Here is a 24,006-nt window from a genome sequence, read left to right as displayed (position 1 = left end):
GCACTCCAACCTACTCGAAATGATAAGAACAAATTGCCTGGCTCTTGCTCTGACCCTGTTCGCTGGCGTGCAGGCGGTGGCTGAAAGAATCGATGGTCCCCTGGTGTCTCTCTCCCTGGATGCGGAAGGCGGCAGCATCGAAGCTCTGCTGCAATCCAAAGCCATGACCAGTTTCGCCGCCGGACCCTATGTCTGGCAGGCAACAATCGACGGGATCGAAAACGATGGATTGAAGGGGGCGCGTGTTCGACTGCTCGACAGGCGCAGCTTGGTTGTCACCGGCCAGCTTGGTCCCCTGGAGGTTGAACAGCGCGTATCCCTGCTCGAGAACGCCCAGGGATTCACTGAAACCATAAGCCTGCGCAATCCAACCGAAAGGAGTGTCGTCATCGGCGACGTCCGTTTCGGATTCTCGCGCCGGATGGATCCGGCGACAGATCCGTATCGCTTGGTCGCGGTGCCCTACCGCAGGCAGGCCGACGGATCCTTCCACGACTACTCAATGGCCGACGTTGTCGCCGTGATCAGAGGAGGCGGCAAGATCAACGCCATGGGCAACTGCCCGCCCGTGGCTCCCTTGGTGGACGAGGAGCTCCGGCGTCTCCGCTCCGAAAGCTGGATACTGACAAACGGCGTCAATGGGCTCCTCGTGACCAAGTACAACAACGAGGCCGTTGAGCACTCCGCCGTCAGTTGGATCGCGGGCAAGAACCGGCTCGTTTTCGGCGGATGTGCGTTCGTGCTTCACAAGGAGCCGGTGCAGGCCAATTCCCTGGGCCCGCACGGGACATTCACCTTCGGAGAAACGCGCTACGAATTCTACAAGGGAAGCTGGCCCGAGGGCTACGCGATCTACAAGGCGTTCCTGAACGGCAAGGGGCACGGGCTGGTTCCGGAATACAAGCCGCAGGTCCAATGGAACGGTCTCTTCGACCTCGGTGGTGGCGCATGGACCTATGAGGCGGTCCTCAAGCAGGCGGCCTACGCCAGGGATGTCGGCTGCACGCGGCTCTATCTGGATCCGGGCTGGGAGGCTCCGGCCGACGACGGTTCACGGACGCCAATCGCCGGTTCGGTGAAATGGGATGAAAAGCGACTCGGCCCCCTCGACGCCATGGTCAGGCTCCTGCGCGATGAGTACGGACTGGAGTTGGGGCTCTGGACCGCAGCGCGCGCCCGGTTTGATTCGCAATGGCCAAAGCAATACTTCCGCCAGGTGCCCGTCTCCATCCTGAACGCCCCGAAGGGACGCCACCGCTACAACAACCTGTCCCTGCTGCCCACCGCGACCGTTGCCGCCTCTTCGTCGCTCGACGCGGATCATGGACCCAAAAAAGTGCGTGACGGCCGGTTCGGAGCCGGCGCGAGCTGGATTCCCGGCAGCATGCCCGGATGGGTCGAGATCGACCTCCAGCGACCGTACGTGATCACGCACGTCCGCCTCAGCAATGACAACACCGGGGAAAAAACCGACCGTTCGGCGACCTCTTTCCGGATTCTCACAGCCACGCAGCACAACGCCGACAGCCGCGCGAACACCTGGCATCCGGTCGCGGAATACAGTCAGTACGAATCAGGACTCACCGGCCAGATGGAGTTCTCGTTTGCGCCAATCAGCGCCCGCTGGGTGCGCATCGAAGTGCGCGAGCCTGCGTCGGAAAACGTGCGGATCGACGAAGTCGAGATCTACAAGGCGGATGACGGCCAGGACAAATCACTGCTCGGCGACGTCGCCGCCACGCCCTCCGGAGAGAAGATGCAGACGGTCAATGAACTTTGCATGTCGGACAAGGAGTGGCTGGCTGAGCGATTTCGCCGGCTGTCGCGGCTCGTCGATGACGGGGTGTCCTTCCTGATGTTCGATTTCCACAGCTGGAACGGCCCCTGTTATGCCCCGGACCACGGGCACCCCGTGCCTTCGACGACCCTCGACCACATCAACGCAATCTACGGATTGTCGCGGCGGCTTCGTCTGCAGCATCCCAATCTGCGCATCGAAATGCACGACGCCATCTGGACCTGGGGATCGCGCTACCTGCCCGGCTATTTCCGCCAGGGTCTGCGTGATGGCGATTACGATGAAAACTGGGGCTACGAGTTCATGTGGAACTCGATCGGTGACATCCGATCAGGCAAGGCGGCATGCCTCTACTACTACAATCTGGGCACGGACATCCCCCTGTATCTTCATTTCAACATCTTCGCCGACAACGATCAACTGGTGGCATTCTGGTGGATGGCCAGCACGATCCGGCATCTTGGTTTCGGCGGCCGCTCCAACGCGGCAAAGCTCGAACCCCACGGCAAGCTGGAGGAAATCTCCCCCGAACGTGCGGACCGACGCTGGGAGAAATACCGCGTAGCCATGGCCTCCTACAACAGGCTCAAGCCGTATTTCGCCCACGGCCATTTCAGCGGAATCAACGGGGACGAATCGCTGCACCTGCATACCCTGGACGGGAAACCCGGCGGGGTGCTCCTTGTCTTCAACCTGCGCGACAAGCCGGTCAGCCGCCACATCCGCGTCCCGCTGCGCCAACTCAATCTCGAAACGCCCTCCGGCATCCCCGCACTGGCCGGTGCGACTGGCACTATCGATGGCGATGATCTCGTCCTAACCGTCGCCCTCCCACCGGAAAGCCCTGCCTTGATTGAAATTGGTCCTACGATCGCCACGTCCACTCGCAGTCAGTGAGCAAGGCAAATTCCGCTCATCCTGGCGCTCCAATCCGAAACGAGTCTGCTTCGGACAACCCGCTAGACTTTTCGCCAGATGCGGGACCCGAGCCACGCTGCGGACAACGTCACCAGGCACGTGACCGCCGGCATCCATACATCGGCTATCGGGGTGGTGGCGACTCCTACCCCTGACAGGCAGCCGAGCAGCATTGCGGGTATCAGGATCCGCCCGGTCGCCTGCAGACGCCCAATCGTGCAGATCATGCAGGCCAGCAACGGTCCGAGAAAGATGCCGAAGAAGGCAAAGAGTATGTTGTAGAGCGAGCCCACCCGCTCGACGAAGCCCGCGCCGATTGTCGTGCCAATCCCGATGGCCGCGCTCGTCAATCGCGCATACAAAAGCAGTCGCCGGGATTCCACCCGTTCGACAAGGGGAACGAAATCGTTCAACAGCGAACCCGACAGGGCGTTGATGCCGCTTGTGATGCTGCTCATCGTCGCCGCCAGGATGGCCGCAAGCGTGAGGCCCATGAATCCGACCGGCAGTTGCGACGCGACAAAATACGGAAAGACCCTGTCTGCATCCGCGGGCAATCCGGAATCGGGATGAATGTGGTACCACGCTCCGATCGCCAGTCCAACGGCATAGAGCAGCACAAAAATCAGCGCCGTTGACACCATGCACGATCCGAATGCACTCACCGCGGGTCGGACTCCCCCCGACGCAAGATAGCGCTGGAGCGACATCTGGTCGGCGATGTAGGAGCTCATGTTGCTGAAAGTCCCTCCGATGCCCATGGCCAGGACCGTCATCGCCACCGTCGGATTCAGCGACCAGTTCAATTTCAGGAGCGCGGTGTTTCCCTGCAAGTAGCCGCTGACTTCCGCAAATGACATCGGCAGGCGCAAGCCGATGAACAGGATGATCGCCAGCAAAACGACGATGATGATGATGAACTGGATGGCATCCGTGATGATGACTCCGCGAATGCCCCCGGCCACAGTGTAGGCCGTGCTGCTGAGCCCGATGAACAGAATGAGCGGCCAGAACCATTCATGCCCAAGCCCTACTCCCGCCATGATCACGAGCACGGGCACGTAGGTCAGCGCGGCCATCCAAGCCAGGCGCAGGAGCAGGAACATGCCGGATGCCACCAGCCGCGTCGGACGCCCGAACTGGATTTCAATGATGTCATAGGGACTGTTCTGGGCAACGGCCAGATAGCGAGGAAGAAACCAGTACCGCAACAGCAGATAGGCCAGCGGGAAACTGATCATGACCGCCGTGATGGTCACTCCATACGCGTAAAAGAGACTCGGAATCGCAACGAGGCTTATCCCGCTGAAGAGCGTGGCTCCGATGCTGAGACCCACAATAACCTGCCCGATGCGTCCCTTGAATCCGTCACGGGAAGTGAAGTAGTCCCGGGTGTTCTCCTGACGGCCACGTCCCCCAATGCCCGCCACGACAACGGCCGCCATATAGACCACGATGATGATGCCATCGATCCACGTCATGATAGTGAGCTCCTGTCGATTCGTCCCGCGCGACCTGTTGGACGCGATGACTCAGCAGAACGATGGGCAGTCACGGAGTTCCATTCTTGTTTTCGAAAAATCATGAGGCGTGCAGGCGAAGCTTCAGCAGCGTGTGTCATTCGGAGAACGTCCTGAGGTCGAGTGCATCCCAAGTGAACCAGCCTGCGTTGAGTGTCTTGATGCGTAAAACATTGTTGCCTGACCTCACCACGCCGGCGGACAAAGCCAGAGCATTTGTTCGCGCCGAGGCAAGGTGCGCAGGATCATCCCGTTGAAAACCGTAGCCCTGCGGAAACTGCATCTCGAAAGTGCGGCCATTCAGCTCCACCTGAACCAACGCACCGATGGTTGACTGGTCGGCCGAATGGATTCGGAGCAGCGAACTGTGCTTCCCGACGTCGGTCCCCGCATCGAAGCTGAACTCGACGATCCTGCCCTCCTCCATCAGATAAGGAACTTTTCCGGGATCAGGCCGGTGGCCCACCAGGCGGATCAAATTTTCCGAAACCGCCGGCCTCAATCCCGGATACCCAGCATACTCCCGGGCCATTCGGTCCGCACGGCCGAGCGCGAGCACGACGTCGCTTGTTGGCTCGATCGAGACCGGTTCCGCATTCCAGCTCTCGATGCGCCACCCGGTCTGCGCCAGGCCCAGTCCATCCCTGGAATTGAGCGGGGCGCGAATCCTCAATTTCCGCGACTCACCTGTCGGAATGCACACGAAGAGATTTTCGATGATCAGATCCGTGCGATAGTTCAGCACCGGCCGTGGGTCGCAGAACAACGCGGTCATTCCCCCCGTGTTGGTCAGCGCAAATTCGAGCAACTCCTCGTCTCCCTCCTCCCAAATTACAGATGGTCCCACCTGCAGCGTGGTCCGCTGTACCGGACGTGAAACCCCATGCGTCGCCGGCCCGCCGGCCGCGAGCAAGGCTTCCAGCGCCGTCGGATCATCATCCTGATCCAGCAGGCTCCGGCTCAGGAGCCCTTGCAATGGAGCCCGCACGCCGCGCAGCCCGAAGACATGCACGCGCTCGTGCAGCCGATGGCCCTGGTTGTCGTCGAGTTGCAGCTCCAGGAAAAATGGCCCGAAGGCGGTTTTCTCCGGCAGCGTCAGCGCGATATCGGCCAGCTTCTTCACTTCGATCGGATTGATGTCCACCTGCCCTCGATCCGAAGTGATCACCGCTCCGCGACGATCCCGGGCACGCCACGACCAAGTGAGACCTTTCGCCGGTTCGCAGGCATCGCTCGTCAGGTAGAGCGCGGTGCGAATGCCCTCGCGGATGTCGTAGAGGGGCGAGGCGTGTTTCAGCGACAGCGACAGCGGATCCACCGCCTGTTTGAGGAACGCACTGTTCATCAGCGCCCGGCCGTCGTAGTCCACCAAATAGCTGCCCGCGCCATTGGTCCAAGGCTCGTTGAAGTCCCACGTCATCATGCCGCCCGTCGCCGTTCCCCGCCGGCGGATTGCGTCCGTGGCATAGCGCAGACCCTCCGCGCCAATGTACTGGCCGGCCTTCAACAGCCGCTCAAGATTTGGCGATTCCCCGAACAGAAAGTCGATGACCGGCTTGAGCAACCAGGCGTCGTCATCGAACACCGCATACGTCGCATTCTTGCGAATGAGAACCGGATCCTCCCTGTCAATCGGCCATTGCGAGCCAGGCGGAATATCCCGCTGCCACACTTCCAGATGCCCAGTCGTCTGATACCCATACTCACCATGCCGCATGATAGGATACACAGGCACTGGCACGCGATACGGCGCGTAGGGGAAAAATTCGGCACCCGTTGGACAATCCTGGTTCCACCCTGAGTAGTAAAGCTCCAGGCAGTCACCGCGGCTGCTCAGATTTACGGGGAAGTGCCACTTGCCATGGGCTCCACCCGCAGCCGGCTCAGTGTCCCGGAAAATCCGGCTCGGATCAACCTGGGCAAAGATCCCGCGAATGTGCTCGATCACGGAAAAATCGCCGCTGGCACCGTACAGCATCTCGTTTCCTCCGGTGTATTCGACGATGGAGGGATGGTTCCACACCTGCCTGATGATGTTCGGCAGAGTGATGCTCAGGTTCTTCAACAGTTCCGCATCCTGCTTCGGGTCTATGTTGGCGATGGGAAGTTCAAGGATGAGCATGAGGCCCAGTTCATCGGCGAGATCATAGACCTCACGGGTGAAAATCACGCCACCACCCCACACCCGCAGCGCGGTGAATCCCAATGCCTTCGCCAGGCGCAACAAGTGTGGCGCTCGCTCCGGAATGCGGGCGAACAGCAGGTCCGGGGGAATCAGATTCGAGCCGATCATCCGGATCCTCCTCCCATTGATCACGGCCATGTACTTCTCCGGAAAATCCGCCGGAGCCTCCGACGTGTGCTCCCAACTCACCTCACGCACGCCAAAACGCGTCTCCTTGACATGTGAAATCCGCCCCGAGCCATCCACGACCGCAGCCTCGAGCGTGTAGAGAGGCTGCCCACCATGCCCATTGGGCCACCACAGCGAGGGAGCAAACAGCTCAAGTTCAGCCTGCAGGCAATTGTGCCCCTGATTGAGCGCAATCCCCCGCTCCACCACACAGTCCGGGCCGTGTCCGCTGACCTTGATCCGAAGCCTGGCCTTCCCTGCGACGAGGCTGTCCACCACCGCTGCAACTTTCACGCTCGCACGAGCGTAGTCTCGCGACAGAGGAGTCTCCACCTTCAGGCTCTCGATGATTGCCGGCCCCCTGGCCTCCAGGCGCACATCCTTCCAGATTCCCAAGGTCCATATATTGACGCCCCAGTCGTAGCCGAAGTTCGTTGGGCTCTTGATGTCTTTCAGCACCTCGATGGCCTTGGTCATGCCTGGAACAATATGCCATTCGGTGCCTGTGCCGCTGAGTTTCCCGTCGCTCTTTTCCAGATAGGGTTCAAGGACCGAAGGCATCGGGGAGAGCCGGATTTCGAGATCGTTGACCATTCCGGTTCTGACAACATCCGTGACATCAAACGCGAACCGGCGGTGCATGTTGCCGTTCTCGCCAATTGCCTCGCCGTTGACTCTCACGGTGCAGTGATAGTCCACGCCATCAAACTCGATGCGAATCCTTCGACCGGCAAAGCCTGCCGGCACGTGGAACGACTTGTGGTACTGCCACGCGTGCTTCGCGACCTCGTGAAGTCGCTGGTCTGAATCCCCGTAGGCAAGTGGCTTGAGCATCCGCGCTGTTTCGAGATCCGCATGGATGTTGCCCGGAACCGTCGCAGGGATCCAATCGTGGCAGAACGCGTCACTTCCCGGCATGGGTTCATCCCTTATCCTCCAGTCGCACCCACTAAGCGGAATCGTCCGGTTGTGGGACCTCCCATGGGGAAATTCGATTTGTCTGCTTGTCATTGCGGCGGTGTCAGGCGGAGGCAAATGGGGTCGGGATTCACCACACGTCCATCCTCAACAACGTGCCGCCGAAACCGGAAGTTCACTGCTTGTTCTTCAGTTGGCGGTCCAGGAAGGAAAATCCGGCTGCATCTGCGCGCACGCGATCCGCTCCCCGGAAGCCATGTCCGGCGCCTTGGACGGAGAAGAGCTCGGCCTTGACGCCCGCCTTGAGCAATCGCTCGACCATCCAAACGGACTGCTCGCATGCGACATTGGGGTCCTCGGTGCCGTGAATGCAAATGGTCGGGGCCGCCTGCGGCGTTATCCAGTACAGGGGGCTTCCATGAATGTGTTCCTTCCGCTTCCTGCTCAGATCACCGCCAAAGTAGTTCGGCAGCGAGCTCGCGGCACCCAGACTTCGGCCGTAGGAGCGAGTGAAATCGGACGCGCCGCAAAAGCTCACGCCACAGGCCACCGCGCTGGATTGACCCAGGTTGTCACCCCGCTCGAATTCCGGCACACCTGCTGTGGCAACCATCATCAGCACGAGGTTGCCTCCCGCTGAGCCTCCCCAAACTGCGATCCGATCCGGGTCCACCCGATACTCGGCGGCGTGCGCCCGGAGCCATCGAATGGCGGACTTGCAGTCCTGCACCGCCGCCGGAAAGAGCGACTGCGGAGACAACCGGTACTGAATCGTCAGGGCGACATAGCCGCGCGTGGCCAGTTCCAGGCAAAGGCCGTCGTAGATATCACGCGTACCCTGGCGGAATCCCCCGCCATGGAAGCAGACCACCGCGGGCAACCTGTCATCCGCAACCTTCGGCCGGGCCAGATTGAGCCGGAGGGGAACATTGTCGGGATTCGCATACTGAATATCCCGGGCAAATTCGACGTTGGAGGGGACTTTCAATTCGACACCCCGGGCGACCCCGCAGGCGCTGAGCAATCCGCAGCATGCCCACACCCAGGCGATTCGCTGGGAGACTCTCCCATATCCACGGAGCGTCCGCCTCGGAGAGCGCGCATTGCTTGGATTCTCGCTTGAATGCGTACGAGCCGGTGAGCGTGCGAAAAGGTTCATTTTACTTCTTCATTTTCTGATCCAGGAATACGATCGCGGTTTCCAAGGCTCTCTTTGCGTCGGCGCCCTTAAATCCGTGTCCGGCCTCTTCGATCGTCAGCAGACCGGCTTCGACGCCTGCGGCGAGCAAGCGGTCAACGATCCAGAAAGATTGCTCATAGGCAACGTAGGGGTCGGCGGTGCCGTGAATGGCGAGAATGGGAGCGGCCTCTGGCGTGACCCAGTAGAGCGGACTGCCGATGATATGCTCGCGCCGCTTTGCGGAGAGGTCTCCTCCAAAATACAGGGGCAGCACCACCCCGGCATCCACGCTGCTGCCGTAGGACCGCGTCAGGTCGGAGGGACCCGAGAAGGAGACCACGCAGGCCACCGCACTCGATTGTTCCAGATTGGGCCCGCGTTCGAACTGCTTCACGCCGGCGGTTGTGCCGAGGAGCAGGGCGAGATTTGCCCCCGCCGAACCACCCCAAGCTGCGATGCGCTCCGGATCCACGCGGTACTCGGCAGCGTGCGCGCGAAGCCACCGCACGGCGGCCTTGCAATCCTCCACTGCCGCCGGAAACGGGTGATCAGGGGCAAGCCGATAGGTGATGGTGGCCGCGACATAGCCGCGGGATGCCAGTTCGAGGCAGACACCGTCGTAGTTTTCACGGCGGCCCTGGCGAAAGCCTCCGCCGTGGATGCAAATCACCGCCGGACGCAAACCGCCCTCCGCCTTGGGAAGGGCCAGATTCAACTGCAGATGCTGATTGCCGGGATTGGAAAACTCCAAATCGCGGTTAAATTCCACGCCGGCAGGAACCACCGGTTCTGCAGCCGACGCACCTCCGGCGAGAACAGGCAGGCACACGATCGCGAGCAGGGATGCGAATCGTCGGGCAGGAAGCGGGGAGTGCCGCCTGAAACGGAAATCAGCGGGTGTGATACTCATCGAGGATAATGAAAGGGTTCAACGCACGACGAATGTCTGGGGGAACCACCATGAAAAACTAGAAGCTGAGCGAGGCCCGCAGGGCAAACGCACGCTCCTCCGGTACGCGGACGACGGGGATGGTCAGGTCGGGATTGGCGACGACGGGAATGAGGTCATCGTCGTTCAGGAGATTGCGCACGTTCAACTGCAGCCTGAGCACGGTGTTTCCAAACCGGGGCCCCAGCTTTCTCATCCAGCCAATCCAGGCATCAACGTTGGTCGATGAAGGCCCGTAGATGGGGTTGGCCAGATCGGAAATGATTCCAAGCGCGGGATCCTGGATGACTGGAAACCCGATGCCGATCTTATCCTGCCAACGAACGGCCCCGCCAACGTTGAAGCCCTTGAACCGCGACCTCCGGTCAAAGGTGTAGTTTGTAACCAAATTTGCGCGCCAGGGACGAATCTCGTCGGTTTTTGGCGCTCCATCCGAAAGCAGCGTTGTCTTGGTTGCAATCAAGCCGGCGCGTTCGACGGCGCTCTTGAGCGATTCCGCTCCAAGAATGTCGACGGGGAACTTGCCGAATTCCGCCAGCACGGGTTCGACTGTCTTGGCGATGAATTCGCGCAGCAACGGCGCCGTATTGGTCGATATCACCTCCTGGTTCGCGACGTTGAATGTCAGCCGCCAGTTCGGCGTAAGATTCGCCACCCCCTCGATCTCCCATCCTTTCGACTGCAGGTTCGTGGGGAACACCAGCCCAGGCGGAAAGGTGTATTCAAAAGGCTGGCGGGAGAACTTGATCAGATCCCGGAGATACTCGGAGCCCTTGAACGGATCATAGTTGGCCAAATGCCCGATATCAGGCTGATTGAAGGCGTTCGCATCGATGATGCTCTGCTGGAAAACCAGCGCATGTTCCCGCAGGTAGAAATTCATGAAACCCGAGAACTGGCCGGTCAAACCCGAGTTCAGACCCGTCTCCAATGTTTCATACTTGTTGACCCGCACGGCGAATTTTCCATCCGCGAAGGAAACGGCGAATCCTATTTCCTCCGTGTCTCCGGCCACCGGAGGAAGCGTGTCTCCATTGAGGTCCTTGCGCTCGACGCCCACCTGCGCGTTGTCTGACGTTGCGTAGTACAAGCTCAATCCCAGGCCCCTTGCGCCCAGCCGGTTGAGCCACGCCTCCGGGGCATGGGCGACAAGGCCAAGACTCCTGGAATTCGAGCTCGAAGTGAAGGTGGGGTCGCTGGGCAGATGAAAGACACTGGGACTTATGTTGCGCCGTTCATTGATGTTGAGCGGCGGTTGATTATTGGTCCAGATCCCCACGTCGTCCTCCCGGTAGCCATACGTGGCCACTACATTGTTGTTAAGAAACCGGCTGTGAAGGATGAGAACTCTGCTGTCTATGTCCTGTTTCGATAGTGTCGCGCCCCAGGGCACGTTCTGTTCATTCCCAAAGGTGCCCACCGTGTACTTGTGCGTATCCCTGTTCAGATATGTAATCGAGTATTCCGGCTCAAATATGATCTTTGTGCGCATATTCGAGGCATGGGCTCCGGCGGCCGTGCTCTGGTTTGCGATACTGGGGGAGACATAGACGTGGGTGCCCAAGGCGGAGAAAGCCAGGGGATTCGGATGAAAATTGCCCTTCCCCAGCAGCCAGGATCCATCCATGTCAAAACGACTGAAGTTGTAGGACTCATTGTTTCTTTCCGACTTTGAGTAGAAAGCGGTCAATGTATGATTGCCCAAAAGGTGTCTCCAGAAGCCGCCTGCGTATTTCTCCAGATCGAGTTTGTAGAAACCGGTGAACGCGTGATTTTCCCTCTCCGCGTTGATGATGCTTTTTGTCAGACTGCCTGATGAGAAAAAGAGGCGGCCGAAGTTTGGGTTCACCTCGCCCGAGGGCAGCCTTCCGTTTACATCGACGGCCAGACCCGAGAACTGGGAGCCATCGCCAAGGATGGAGTGCCGCGTGTACCCTGATTTTTCCTTGTTGAACTGGTAGGTCAGTCCTGCGTTGCCCTGAAGGAATGTCTGCTCGACGGCCCCATTCAAAACCTGAAAGTCCCGGTCCTCGCTTTTGTTCGGACCGTCGATAAGCAGATTGCGAAAATCGAAGATGCTCGTGTCCTGAACCACTTCATTCACATAGAAGTTTCGCGTGACGGATTTCAGGTTGCCGTTCTGGTCCTTTGGAGCGCCAACCATGTTTGCAAGCAACTGGTTCAGCCCCCTGATGGTCGCAAACGCCTGGTAGCTTACTCCATTGGAGGCATCAGCGCCCAGTATCGGATGGTTGAGGGGTACAAATCCATCCGCACCGTTGGGCAGGGCGCCGCCGGCCACAGACGCATCAGCATTGGGAAAGAAAATTACAGGCTCAAATCCCCAGCCCGCCGGGCCCCAGTAGAGATTGTCCACCATCCTGCCGGCCGCATTGTACATGTTGAGGGTCCCCTTGTTGTAGGGATCCTTGACCGGCTTGGCGACTCCTGTCGGCGACACGTCGAACCAGCGGCTCACCTGGTCTTGCGGCGGTATTGGACGCGGGTAGTTCCCATCCATTTTGCCATATTCGTAGGAGACGCGAACCGCGGTGTTCTTGAAGGGCCGCCATTCGCCAACAGTTGTGATTCGCCGGTCGACCACCTTGGCGGGTTTCTGCTGGTACCTTGTATCCTCGTCCAGCAGCGCGATTCGCAGAGAGAGCTTTTTCCTGACGATTTCCTTTTCCAGATCGACCACTCCGCGGCGGGTGCCGTAGCTGCCGTACTCGTAGCTGGTCATTCCCTGGCTCTTGAAGAGAGGCTTGATGGTCTGGTTGTCGATGATTCCCGCCGGGCTTCCCAAACCGTAAAGAATGGCATTCGCTCCGCGGTTGATGACCACCCGGCTCGTGTTGTAGGAATCCATCGGGATCGATGTGGAGAAAAAATCCCGCGTGAGATCGGCCGCCGCCAGGCCCCGCACCCGCGTATAGGCCTCCGGGTTGCTGAAACTTGCAGCCATCACCCCTCCTGCCACCCGGGAGGCATTCGGGTTGGCAAAATTGCCGCCTATGCCGGGAACCTCCGTGTTGGCGGTGTAGACCAGCAGATTTTCCAGACTTGTGGAGTTGGTATCCTCAAGAAACTCCTTGGTCACAACGCTGATGGACGATGCGATGTCCTTCAGCAGCGTGTTCAAACGCGTGCCTGCGAGGGACGAACGCGCCGTGTATCCCGTGTCCTGGGATGCGTTCACGAGGAAGGGATTCAGGGCCACCACATCCTTGGCATCGCCATTGCCCTCTGATTCGGCGTCAGGAGTCGCGGCAACCACCGGAATTTTTTGCGCGGGAACGGTGTCGGATTTCGATTGTGGGCTGCTTGTTGCCTGCGCGCCGACGCCGGGGCAGATGGCGATGACGATCCCGATTGGCAGGAAACGGAGCCAGGAACCGGGGGTGGAAAACGGTCGCGCGATGGATGGGTGCGGGGCAGGTGTGTACACTTTTGTCTTCATGGACTTTTGGAGGGCATGCGGCGATTTTCGATGCGCCACTTCAGAGACTGCCGAGTCCGCGGGACTGTTTACCCAAATCTTGTCAAAGCGGGGAAAGTGATGGGGAAACCGGGAGATCAGATCCGAGAACCTCCCGGGATCCTGGAATCTACGCGCTGAACAGGATCGAATGGCAGCAACTCCTACCTCCGCGCCACATCCGCGGCGGCTGAGCCGATGGCGATCAGGGCGGGACTCTCGGGAGCAAGCGGTACGGAGAGCACCAGGCTGTCCCCTGAAATTGAACCGCTGGCACCGCTGATGGCCGGCAGTTCCGCGGACGAGCCGAGATCCAACTGGCTGAGCGGTACGCGCACGACACGATTGACTGGTTGGTCTCCAAGGTTGAAAAGGAGCAGCACGCCGCCGGCCTGTCCAGGCAGCGTATGCAGGTGAAGCGTTTCGTCACCGCCGATGCCGCTGAATTTCCCGTGGGTGAAATACGGCTTAAGGCGATTGTAGGTGGTCATGGCCGCGCAAAGTTTCTCGAATCGCGCCGTGGCGCGTTCCGGTGACAGCTCCTCCAGCCTGCCATGATACTCCATCTTTGCGGCGTTGGTGCGCCCGCCGAATCCGAGGTGCCGCACGGTGCTCGCCATCCACCAGAAGGCCAGGAGCTGGTCGTTGTCGGCGTGCATGTTGAAGTGCAGGTACATCGGCATGTCGCAGGCCAGGTTGTAGTAGTAGAGACACGCGGCCTTTCCGGAGCGGATGTCCCCGATCGAGTTCCACATGAACTCGTATCCCCAGTTCTCGTCGTAGTCGCCGCCGCGCAGTCCTTGACGAAAATAGCCCGGCAGGTAGCGCGCCCCCCAGGGCCAGACGGCGTCGTGCATTTCGATGCGCAGGTCCGGATGCCTCAGCCGGAGCTTGCGGGCAAGGCCATAGAGGGAGTCAATGTGATCAAGCGTGGTGGAGGGAACCGGGTGGCCGTGATCGGGCGCATAACACGGGCCTCTCCAGCCGTGAAAGTCGAACATCAGGAACCGGACACCCGAATCGGTCAGGCGGGAAAGGCGGCGAAATCTCTCATCCAGCCACTCCCGGTCAGACATGCACAGCTCGTTCAGGGTCAGCAATCCGCTGCCACCGTCGGACCGCCCGCTTGAAGGCAGGATGGTCTTCTCCCTGTTCGGAGCCGCCTGATAAATTTCGATTTCATCAATGCGGACGGGCTCCGCCGCGGGTTCGAGCAATTCGATCCGCACCCAGCGCGCGGTGACCGGCGGGAAGGAAAACTCCATCTGATTCGTCAGGCCGGCGGAGTATTGGTTGTACTCTCCGACCACCTTCCAGGTGTCCGCCTTGGAATCCACGTTGTAACGGGTGGCGGTCAGAATGCGAAAGGAGGTCGCAGCGCGGTCAGTGTGCCGCCGGGTATTGTCGTTGCTCAGATTGATCTGGGAAATAGCACGCTGCTGCTTGAGATCGATTTCGATCCAGGCCGGCATGCGACCGGCGATCCAGCTTGCGCCATTTCCATACTGGCCATCCCTCACCTTTCCGGCGTCATGCTCCGCGTCCAGGGCGGAGGAGGCGGCGGACTTGACCATCGGCAGCAGGACGAGATCTTGATACCTCTGCCGTGGAGGCGGAGTTTGCAGAACGGCGGCGGGCATTTGCCGGTAGTAATCCCTGGGCCACTGCGCGTCTTTCTGTCCGACGCTGGCGGCGGCCCACAGTCCCACCTCGAGTCCGTAGGAATCGCGCATGAGGCGGACAAATTCATCGAGCGGCCCAAGGCGTTTCTCATCCCACAGCGCCGAGCCATACAGAGGTTGGGGATTGGTTGGCGTGGTGGGAACCTGCCAGCCTGGATCAAGATAGAGGCGTGTGCATCCGGCAGCCTTCGCGAGCGCAGCCTGCTCCAGGACCTTTTTATAGGGCCAGGCTTTGTCGCTGAGATCGAACAGCACATTCCACTGAACCTGCGGATCATATTCCGGCGCGAGCCCATGGCCCCTGCGATTCAGAAAGTCCTTGTAGAGTGCATAACCCTCCGGCCAGCCGCCATTGTAGAAGACGTAGCGTGTCTCGCCAAATTGGAACCGGGTTTCCGGGCACAGGGAGCGAGCCTGCACCGGTTCCTTGTGCAAAACAAAAGCACAGCCCCCGAACACCACCCGAGCCTGCGCGGCCTCCCAGTTCACCGCGGACAACTCCACCGCCTCGTTGTTGTACTTGAGCACAAGCAGGCTGCGAGCTCCGTCGGTCAGCACCCAACCTTCCGAGCGCAGACGCCGGTGTTCTTCGTCAACCAGAGGCGCCACCGGCGGCTGATTGCCGGTCGCATTGATTTTACCACCCCGTTCAACGACGGCCACGATGTCCGCCATCGAATTGTCATGGAAAGAACCGTCCGCCTGTCTCCGGTACGGCACGGCTACCAACCGGAAGGGGTCGGTCGCGGGATCCACTTTCCGGGAGAAACCAAACCGGAGGTCGTCGATGTCCACCGTGCGGCCGGTCGGGTTGTGCAGAATGATGCTTTCGGAAAAGCCGCCACCATCCTCCAGAAGCGTGAAACGCTGCTCGATATCGAGCGGACCAAGACGGCCTGTGACAATCAAGGTGCGGTCATTTGCCCGGCGGACCTGGGCCGACTTCAGTCCGTCCAAGCCGACCCCATCCACTCTTGCGTTCCAGGCATAGGGACCGGAGGCGAACGCGGGCAGGGCTGAGGATCCCAACGACGCATTCACCACATCGCCGGCTATCTCAATTGTGAGCGAGACATGGGGCCCGTCGAGTGTCGCCGCCCTCGTCATCACTCCCGCTCCGGCCAGCCAGAGCAAACTGGAAACAATGCAGAGGCTCCGCTTCTTGCGCGGCAGGGGTAGTGAAGGTTTCGTGCATGCCTGTGGGCTCCGGAGCCATGCGGACCGTCGAGCGGCCTCGCTTTGTCCTGGCTCGATGATGTTGTGCATAAATTCCATGGCAGAATCAGCCGGTTGTTCCAAAGTCGGGTGGATCATTGCAATTGCCCGACCTCTCGGAAAGGACGTGAATCTTTCAAATAGGGACATGCCACATCCGCGTCCCGCGACATCAAGGCAGCAACAAAATGCACGAGGGTTTATGCACGGGAAGCGGCTCGCCGGCCGGCTCCAACCGCCCGCTGTGCGCGTCGATGCGAAACGCAGCGACATTGTCGCCGCGCATGTTGGCGCAGAGCAGCAGCCGCCCGTCCGGAGTGATGCACAGATCCTGCGGCATCCCTCCCAAGCTCGGACGGATCTCAATCAGGCTCAGCACGCCGTCCGCAGCGATGGTGTAGCACGCAATGCTGTCGTGTGTGCGGTTGGATGCATACAGAAAACGACCGTCAGGCGTGATCCTCAAATCGGCGCAGTTGCTTCGCCCGTCGTAGCCGGCGGGAAGCGTGGAAATGGTTTCACGGCGGGTCAGCGTTCCTCGTGCGGCATGGTAGTCGTAGCGCGTGACGGAGTTCGCGATTTCATTGATGACATACAGCCAGTGACCGTTCGGATGGAACACGAGGTGGCGGGGGCCGGAGCGTTGAGGGGCTTCGACAAAAGGCGGTTCATGGGGGGTGAGCTTTGAAGAAGCGACGTCCAGGGTGTAGACCGCGATCCGGTCGAGGCCCAGATCTGGCACCAGGGCGAAGCGGTTGTCCGGGCTGGGGATGATGGCGTGAGGATGAGGCATTCCCTGTCGCACGGGGTCGAACACCTTGCCGACATGTCGATGGAAAGAAACGATTTCCCCGAGCGAACCGTCGGCATGCACGGGCAGAGAAGCGATGCTGCTGCTTGCATAGTTGGCGACGAGCATCGTCTGGCCGGTGGGCTCGATCCAAAGGAAACAGGAGGCGGAGCCCCGGGTGGAACGTCGGTTGAGCGGTTGCAGGCTGCCTTCGCTGTCCGTGATGCGGAAGGCTTCAATTGCTTCTTCCTCCTTGCTGCCGAAGTTGTCGGCGCAAATGGAATAGAGGAACCGACGATCTGGAGAGAGCGCAAGGTAGTAGGGATTGGGAAGCTGGGCGACCTGGCGGCCAGCTTCCAGCACGCCTGCCGTCGCATCGAGATGGCAGGCATGGATGGCTCCCTTGGCGCCCGGACCAAAGGAGGTGACGAAAACCAGCGGACTGGCCAGGCTCAGGGAACGCCCGCTGAGGAGAAGGAAAGCAAAAACGAAGATGTGCGCGCTTTGCATGAGATCGATGCGCTCATCGCTGGCTGGAAGCCCGGCACAGAACGCCCCGCGTGAGTCCGCCTCATTTGGATTTGGCAAGGGCGAGCGGCTGCATCTCCGCCTTCCACTTTCTCCAATCGTCGTCCAGTTCCTTCACCTTGCCCGGATGATCTCTTGAAAGGTCTCTCTTTTCGCCGGGATCGGCCGTGAGATCGTAAAGCGCCCAGTCCTCAAGGCGCGGCCCGGCCACAACGGATGCGTACTGGTGGAGCTTCCATTTCCCCTGACGGATCGCGGCCTGCCCGGTGTTTTTCTCATCCAGGAAGAATCCCTGCCAGCACAGTGAATTGTGCGGGTCGCTGACGGGCGTTTGATTGAGAAACGGGATGAGATTGGTGCCGTCCAGAGGCCTGTCCTTGGGTGCCGAGATACCGCATGCCGCGAGCACCGTTGGGAGTATGTCGAGGCTGCTGGTCAGTCCGGTGAACGTTCCATATCTTCGGGAGGTGGGAATGTGCCCCGGCCAGCTGATCACCATGGGCACGCGGATTCCTCCCTCAAGGCAGTCAAACTTGCCTCCACGATAGGGCAGGTTTGAGGCCTCATTGTAGGAATGGACCGGAGTATCCAGCGCGGGTCCTCCATTGTCGTTGACATAGACAACCAGTGTTTCACCCGACACTCCCGCCTGACTCAAGGCATCCAGCACCCGACCGATGTTCCGGTCGAAAGCGCGCATCATGCCGCTGTATACCTCCCGGTCCCGGCGGACGTTGCGATTCGCCACCGCGAGCTCCGGCACATAGGTGCCACTGTCATAACCCTTCAGGCTGCCGAATTCCTCGATGTCCTTTTCCAAGGCATGCAGCGGCGCGTGCACGGCGTTGAACGCGAGCAGAAGGAAGAAGGGCTCGTCCTTCTTTCTTTGTATGAAGTCCGCCGCCAGGTGCCCGAAATAATCTGTCAGATGCTCCGGCGCAGGAATGAAAGAACCACCCTTGCGGTAGAGTAGCGTGCCCGGCTGATAGCTCGACATGCCACCGGGGATGATCGTGATTTCATCGAATCCCTTGGCATCCGGAAGAAAGTCTGGCGGCTGATCCAAGATGTTTCCATTGCCCGACAAATGCCATTTGCCAACGAGCGACGTCGCATAGCCCGCCTCCTTGAAATAGCTGGCGATGGTCTTCTCCCGCTGGAACTTTATGTAGGCGGGATTGCCGTCGTAAACGTTCTCATACACGCCCCAGCGGGCTTGATTGCGGCCGGTGTACATTCCCATGCGTGAAACAACGCAGATGGGTGCGGAAGCGTAGGCGTTGGTGAAGGAGACTCCACCGGTGCGAAGTCGGTCCATCTGGGGCATCGGTATTCCCATGTTCATTCCGAAGCCAGGCAGATCCGCATAGCCCATGTCGTCGCTCACGATCAAGACCACGTTTGGCCGCGACGCGGCTCCGGCCGCCGCGGGAGACCATGCAGTCATCGCGACGGCCAGCAGGGAGACAAGAGGGAGACAGGATATCAGGCGCATCGTCCCTCCGGTCAGAACTCCTTGGTGTATTCAAGTGTGAAAAGGCGTCCGCTCACAGCCGCGAGGTAGCCCCCGGCAACGACTGCTTCCTTGTGGAAGGCATTGTTGACCCTGAGCGTCAGACTGTCGCGCCCGTCGCGAAATCCGTATCTTGCAGAAAGGGTGGCGACGGTCACGGTATCCGGATAGGGAAGATCTTTCAGAGCCGGCACGTTGTTGGCATTTGCGCTCCATCCCTTCAGGAAACTCTTGGCGCCTGCAATCAGGGTCAGGCCTCTGCGCGGTTTGGACTCAAAGGAATACTTGATGTTCACGGAGACATTGTCGGCATTTCCGGGATAGGGAAGATTGACGATATCGCCACTCGGAGGGGCCGGCACCTGGGCTTCGGTTTTCTGGATTCCCCCACCGAGCATGATCGTGAGATGATTCGTCACCCGCCCCGCAATCTGAACTTCATAACCTTTGAGCACGTCCACGCTGGTGAAGTTGTACTGCACCGAGCCGTAGGTGGGATCCGGCAGCAGGGCGAGGCGCCCCACTCCGCTGTTCTCCGTCCGGTAGATTGCGCCCGACAAGGTGAGTTTTCCGTCAAAGAGCATTGTCTTGATTCCAAGTTCCTTCAACTCAGTGGTGGGCTTTCGAATGCTGATCAACTGCGAACGCGGATCGGTGATGGGAAGCTGCCCCCCTCCAGGAATGACGTAGGTCGTCACCACCGTTTGCTGCTGCTCGAACTTCGACCAGAGTGCATAGAGCGAAATGTTCTTCGTCGGCTTGTAGAGCAGCGAAGCCATGGGGAGAAGCGGCGTCCGGTTTTTGATGGGTGTAACCCTGCCGGTCACATTGCTCACCGAATCAACATCCTGGTAGACATATCTGGCCGCGGCCGTCGCCTGGAATTTCTTGTCCAGAAAGTTTGCCTGAGCCTGGACATAGGGGCTCCAGTTGATGCCGTCGGTGTGCGATCCTGTTTGCGACAGGGGAATGGTTGGAAAAGTGATCGGCGTGTTTGGATTGAACGCCAGGTACAACTGGGTCTGATACCCGTTCGCGACCGCCGCCTGGGATTGTCCGACATTCCGGTCGTAGCTGATGTCTCCTCCAAACAGCAGGCTGTAATTGCTGTCGAGAAACTTGCTCGACTGTTCAAAGAGCATGTCGAGCTGGTAGGAGAGACTCTTGCTGCTCGCAAAGTGCCTTGCCGCGCTCTGGGTGAAGATAAGTTGTCCGTCGGAAGCCCTGCGCCGCACCGAGGAAACATTCCCCGCGGTGCCTTGTGAGGTATTCTGCGATTCCGAATACTTCGCGGCCTGGCGGATGTTCCAGTGCCTGCCAAGCCTCAGGTTCAGGATGCCCGAGAGGAGCGCATAGTCGGCCTCGGTTCCCGTACCGGCGAAATTGAATGTAGTGTCGACACTGTGCACCGGCACCTTCTGGTCGACGGTGATCGTGGAGCGAAAAGCATATTGCAAGGTGGGGTCGCTGAAACTCAGGTTTCCCACGGCATATCCGGAATTGTTCTGGAAGTAGTGGGCGGTGACCGACAAATCGCCCGCGTCGCCAAATTTGTGGTCCACCGCAAGGAGCGCTCCCCTTCGCTCAAATTCGCTGCCAACCCGGGTGGTGCTTCCCCCTCCATATTGCGCCACAAAACGATAAGCGGTTTTTTGGCTCTTCCCGAAGAAGCCATTGTGGTCAAGAACCGCGCGATAGTTGGGTCTGGGACCGCCTGTTCCGGCGGAAAGGGTGAGCAGGGTGCGCCGATTGTATTGGGGGCGCTTTGAGACAAAGTTGATGAATCCGGCCGGATCACCCCGTCCGAACCCGACCGAACTGGGTCCCTTGACGACCTCGATGCGGTCAAAGAACGCGGTGTCGATGAACGTCAGGCTGTGCGCAAAGAAGCCGTCCATGTAGAGGCCCGTGGTGTTGAGGCCGCGAATGTTGAAGGTCTGGACATCCTGCGTCCGATTCACCTCCGCATTCGGGATGAAGAGCATGGCCTGGGCGGAATCGGACAGGCCAAAATCCTCCATGAGCTCGCTGGTCACGATCGTGCTTGTCTGCGCAGAATCCAGGTACGGGATTCGCAATCTGCCGCTGGAGCCTTCAGTGCCCGCGCCGTAGCCGACGTCGTTGGAGGCAGTCACAGAAAATGGAGACAGGCTGATTGTCTCCTGATCGCGATCGGTGGTGCTGGCGTCCTCGGTCTGTCTTGAAGCGGGTGCCTGCGCCAGGAGCAGGGGGCTGAGCGCGCCGGCAATTCCAGCCAGCCGCAAACTCCGCAGTATCCTGGAGTTCGCCAACGTTGCGCGACGCGATGGAGCTGATTTATTCATCGTAAACATCAAAGCTTGGGTTTGTGAGAGGTGCCATGGTTACCGGAAAAGAACCCGCTGCCATACGGAGATAGGGAAGCGGATCTGATTTTGTGACCAACGAAGACCGAGGAGCGTTTACGGTGCCGTTCATTTTCCTTGAACTGCATTTTTCTGACGGACGCCATTCTCGCATGCGAATCCATGTCGAACGAACCTCACTGCACCATGGAGAAGGAAGCTCCGGGGCGGTGTCTCCGGCCGCTGCCCGGACCGCTTCCATCAATTAGAACTGCTTGTCGTAACTGAGAAACACCTGGCGCCCCTGAGCCGCACCAACATAGGAACCCGCCACCACTGCATGACGGTGAAATGCGTTGCTTACTCGCAGACTGATTGAGTCCCTGCCACCGCGAAAACCATATTCCAAGCCGAAGTTGGCCAGCGTCACTGTCTTGGGATATGGCAGATTTCCCAAGGACCCCACACTGTTCACGTTGGCGCTCCAGCCCGACAGGATCGACTTGGCGCCCGCCACCATCGAAAAGCCCTCGCGGGCCTTCGGGCCGAACGAGTACTTGATGTTGCCGTGCACCGTGTTGGGATTGTTCGGATAGGCGAGGTCGAAGATCTGGCCGCCCGCCACAGGCACATTGGCATGGCTGTCCAGAAATCCGGCTCCGAGCATGAGCGTGATATTCCTGGTCGGCTGTCCGAAGATCTCGATCTCCCATCCCTTCACGACATCCTGGCTGGCAAAGTTGTAAATGACCGAACCCAGGACGGGATCCGGAAGTGTGGCAAAGCGACCGACACCGGTGTTGTCCACTTCGAAGTATGCCAGGCTGAAATTGATCTTCTCCTTGAAGATCGAACCCTTGATTCCGAACTCGGTCAGCTCGGTGGTGGGCTGGGTCGTGATGGTGAGTCCGAGCCTCGGGTCGCCGGGTGGAATCTGCGCGCCACCCACCCCTGTGTACTGCGGTCGGAAACTCGGACGGTTCTGATACTTGGATTTCAATGCATAGACCGACAGCCAGCGGACCGGCTTGTAGAGGATTGAGTAGGTGGGCAGCAGGGGTGAGCGATACTTGATGGGCGATACGGCGCCGGTGGCGAGGGTGAGGCCCTCCTGGTCAAAATAGATGTAGCGCACCGCGGCCGTGATCTGGAGTCTTCCATCGAACAGCGAGTCCTGAACCTGCACGTACGGGCTCCAGGTAAGTCCACTGGTCTGTGAGCCGATCGACCGCGTGGGAGAGGGAAAATTCAGCGGTACGTGCGGGTTGAAGGCAAGGAGGAGCTGTGTGCCCACTCCCGTCGCAGCCTGCGCCGAACTGAATGACGCGCCGTCCGATGCGTCGCCGCCGAAGAGCAGACTGTATTTGCTGTTTAGGAATTTCCCCGTGGTCTCGTAGAGAAAGTCCGCCTGATAGGACCAGCCGCGGTTGTATTTGTCGTTCAGGTTCGCCGGAAGCGTGACCAGCAGACCGTTCGGCCCGCTCCGGACCGATGCCACATTCCCTGCGGAGCCGATTCCGTAGAGTGTGGACTCGGCATAGTTGAAGGCCTGCCGGGTGTTCCACTTTTCACCCAGCTTGTAGTTCAGCACCACAGTCGCCCCAACGTAGTCCGATTTGAATCCCGTGCCATCGTAGTTGAACGTGTCATCAACCCCGAGGAAGGGGACAACCGGACCACCCACTATGGTCGACCGGAATGCGCGCTGGAGCGTCGCATCGCTGAAACTGAGGTTGCCGACCGTACCCGCGGAGTTGTTGACGAAGTAGTTGCTTGTGAATTGAAGCTCACCTCTGTCCTTGAACCGGTGATCCACCGAGAGGAGCGCTCCCTTTCGGTCGAACTCGCTGCCATCCCGTGTACCACTGCCCCGCGTATAGAGGCCGACAAAACGATAGGCGGTGGTCCCCTTGTCGCCAAGAAGGCCGTTGCGATCGACGGTGAAGCGGAAAGTGTCCCGGGGGCCTCCGGTGCCCGCCATGGCACTCGCCCGAGTGCCCTCCCTGAATTGCGGACGCTTTGAGACATAGTTGATGAAACCGGCCGGATCGCCTCGGCCAAACGCGGTTGTACTCGGCCCTTTCACGACTTCGACCCGATCTGTGAACGCGGTGTCGATGAACAGGAGGGCATGGCCGAAAAATCCGTCCATGTAGAGGGTGTTTGTACCGATGCCACGAATATTGAAGGATTGGAGATCCGAGGTGCGCCACGTCGAGACGTTGGGAACAAAAGTGATCGCCGTTGACGAATCATAGAGTCCGGCATCCTTCATCAACTCGCTGGTCACGACTGAGGTGACCTGTGGCGTGTCGATGTAGGCCTGCTTGAGGCGGCTGCTCGATCCCGTGGTTGTCGAGCCATATCCAACGTCATCGGATGCATTGACCGAGAAGGGCGACAAACTGATGACCTCATCGTCGGCGGGGGATGAATCCTGGGGGAGGGACTTGGTAACGGTCGCCTGCGCGGCTATGTCCAAGGTGGTGGCGACAAGCGCCGCCGCTGCCATGAGATTGCGGAATCCAGCCTGGTTTATGGACCAACTGGGAGCGAATCGCTGAACATGATGGGGTGTCATTTATTGGATCCTCAATTCGAATGCTGGGCATTGTGCGCAACGTCGCATCACCGGCATCGCGGCGAGCAAAACTGCGCCAACTTGCAGACGCTTGAATCCGCCGCGGCGTTTACGTGGGAAACTGCATTGCCGGGTTTTACACCGTTTGGCCGACCCAATTGGGAATGGCGACGTTTGTACTGACACTGCCTGGGAAAGCCGGCCCAAAGGGTCGTCGACCGTAAACGCCCGGGATCGCTGGCGAGTCTTGCTGTTGACG

General features: G+C 59.6%; 11 protein-coding genes. 1 reads left to right on the top strand and 10 read right to left on the bottom strand.

Going from position 1 to position 24,006, the window contains the following annotated elements; translation table 11 throughout:
• Positions 1-19 precede the first annotated feature (19 nt).
• The gene (locus tag HS122_12730) at positions 20-2,695 is read left to right on the top strand and encodes a discoidin domain-containing protein (GenBank protein ID MBE7539264.1); all 2,676 of its coding nucleotides are present in this window, start codon (positions 20-22) and stop codon (positions 2,693-2,695) included.
• Positions 2,696-2,757: 62 nt separating this feature from the next.
• On the opposite strand, the gene HS122_12725 is transcribed toward HS122_12730, so the two are convergent.
• From HS122_12725 to HS122_12680, 10 genes are all read right to left on the bottom strand, one after another.
• Positions 2,758-4,197 carry a hypothetical protein gene (locus HS122_12725; GenBank protein ID MBE7539263.1) on the bottom strand — a complete coding sequence of 480 codons (1,440 nt, stop codon included), beginning with the start codon at positions 4,195-4,197 and terminating at the stop codon, positions 2,758-2,760.
• Positions 4,198-4,333: 136 nt separating this feature from the next.
• Entirely contained in the window at positions 4,334-7,507 is a 3,174-nt protein-coding gene (locus HS122_12720) for a hypothetical protein (GenBank protein MBE7539262.1), read from the bottom strand.
• Positions 7,508-7,682: 175 nt separating this feature from the next.
• Entirely contained in the window at positions 7,683-8,666 is a 984-nt protein-coding gene (locus HS122_12715; GenBank protein ID MBE7539261.1) for an alpha/beta hydrolase, read from the bottom strand.
• Between the two features lies 1 nt (position 8,667).
• The gene (locus HS122_12710) at positions 8,668-9,597 is read right to left on the bottom strand and encodes an alpha/beta hydrolase (protein ID MBE7539260.1); all 930 of its coding nucleotides are present in this window, start codon (positions 9,595-9,597) and stop codon (positions 8,668-8,670) included.
• A 58-nt stretch (positions 9,598-9,655) separates the two neighbouring features.
• The gene (locus HS122_12705; GenBank protein MBE7539259.1) at positions 9,656-13,096 is read right to left on the bottom strand and encodes a TonB-dependent receptor plug domain-containing protein; all 3,441 of its coding nucleotides are present in this window, start codon (positions 13,094-13,096) and stop codon (positions 9,656-9,658) included.
• A 182-nt stretch (positions 13,097-13,278) separates the two neighbouring features.
• Entirely contained in the window at positions 13,279-16,071 is a 2,793-nt protein-coding gene (locus tag HS122_12700) for a discoidin domain-containing protein (GenBank protein MBE7539258.1), read from the bottom strand.
• A 112-nt stretch (positions 16,072-16,183) separates the two neighbouring features.
• The gene (locus HS122_12695; protein MBE7539257.1) at positions 16,184-17,311 is read right to left on the bottom strand and encodes a lactonase family protein; all 1,128 of its coding nucleotides are present in this window, start codon (positions 17,309-17,311) and stop codon (positions 16,184-16,186) included.
• Between the two features lie 61 nt (positions 17,312-17,372).
• A complete protein-coding gene (locus tag HS122_12690; GenBank protein ID MBE7539256.1) occupies positions 17,373-18,824 on the bottom strand; it encodes a sulfatase-like hydrolase/transferase in 1,452 nt (483 codons plus the stop codon).
• Positions 18,825-18,835: 11 nt separating this feature from the next.
• A complete protein-coding gene (locus HS122_12685) occupies positions 18,836-21,166 on the bottom strand; it encodes a TonB-dependent receptor plug domain-containing protein (GenBank protein MBE7539255.1) in 2,331 nt (776 codons plus the stop codon).
• Positions 21,167-21,431: 265 nt separating this feature from the next.
• Positions 21,432-23,747 (bottom strand): TonB-dependent receptor plug domain-containing protein, encoded by a 2,316-nt coding sequence (locus tag HS122_12680; GenBank protein MBE7539254.1) that lies wholly within the window; start codon positions 23,745-23,747, stop codon positions 21,432-21,434.
• Between the last annotated feature and the right edge of the window lie 259 nt (positions 23,748-24,006).

The sequence above is a fragment of the Opitutaceae bacterium genome, assembly GCA_015075305.1.
Taxonomy (GTDB): domain Bacteria; phylum Verrucomicrobiota; class Verrucomicrobiia; order Opitutales; family Opitutaceae; genus UBA6669.
Note: the sequence above shows the minus strand (reverse complement) of the source record. Positions and strands in the feature narration are given on the sequence as shown.

What these genes read in the sequence shown, in the direction of transcription:
- HS122_12730 (MBE7539264.1), top strand. Translation starts at nt 20, where the DNA reads ATGATAAGAACAAATTGCCTGGCTCTTGCTCTGACCCTGTTCGCTGGC.
- HS122_12725 (MBE7539263.1), bottom strand. Translation starts at nt 4,197, where the DNA reads ATGACGTGGATCGATGGCATCATCATCGTGGTCTATATGGCGGCCGTT.
- HS122_12720 (MBE7539262.1), bottom strand. Translation starts at nt 7,507, where the DNA reads ATGCCGGGAAGTGACGCGTTCTGCCACGATTGGATCCCTGCGACGGTT.
- HS122_12715 (MBE7539261.1), bottom strand. Translation starts at nt 8,666, where the DNA reads ATGAACCTTTTCGCACGCTCACCGGCTCGTACGCATTCAAGCGAGAAT.
- HS122_12710 (MBE7539260.1), bottom strand. Translation starts at nt 9,597, where the DNA reads ATGAGTATCACACCCGCTGATTTCCGTTTCAGGCGGCACTCCCCGCTT.
- HS122_12705 (MBE7539259.1), bottom strand. Translation starts at nt 13,096, where the DNA reads ATGAAGACAAAAGTGTACACACCTGCCCCGCACCCATCCATCGCGCGA.
- HS122_12700 (MBE7539258.1), bottom strand. Translation starts at nt 16,071, where the DNA reads ATGGAATTTATGCACAACATCATCGAGCCAGGACAAAGCGAGGCCGCT.
- HS122_12695 (MBE7539257.1), bottom strand. Translation starts at nt 17,311, where the DNA reads ATGCAAAGCGCGCACATCTTCGTTTTTGCTTTCCTTCTCCTCAGCGGG.
- HS122_12690 (MBE7539256.1), bottom strand. Translation starts at nt 18,824, where the DNA reads ATGCGCCTGATATCCTGTCTCCCTCTTGTCTCCCTGCTGGCCGTCGCG.
- HS122_12685 (MBE7539255.1), bottom strand. Translation starts at nt 21,166, where the DNA reads ATGAATAAATCAGCTCCATCGCGTCGCGCAACGTTGGCGAACTCCAGG.
- HS122_12680 (MBE7539254.1), bottom strand. Translation starts at nt 23,747, where the DNA reads ATGACACCCCATCATGTTCAGCGATTCGCTCCCAGTTGGTCCATAAAC.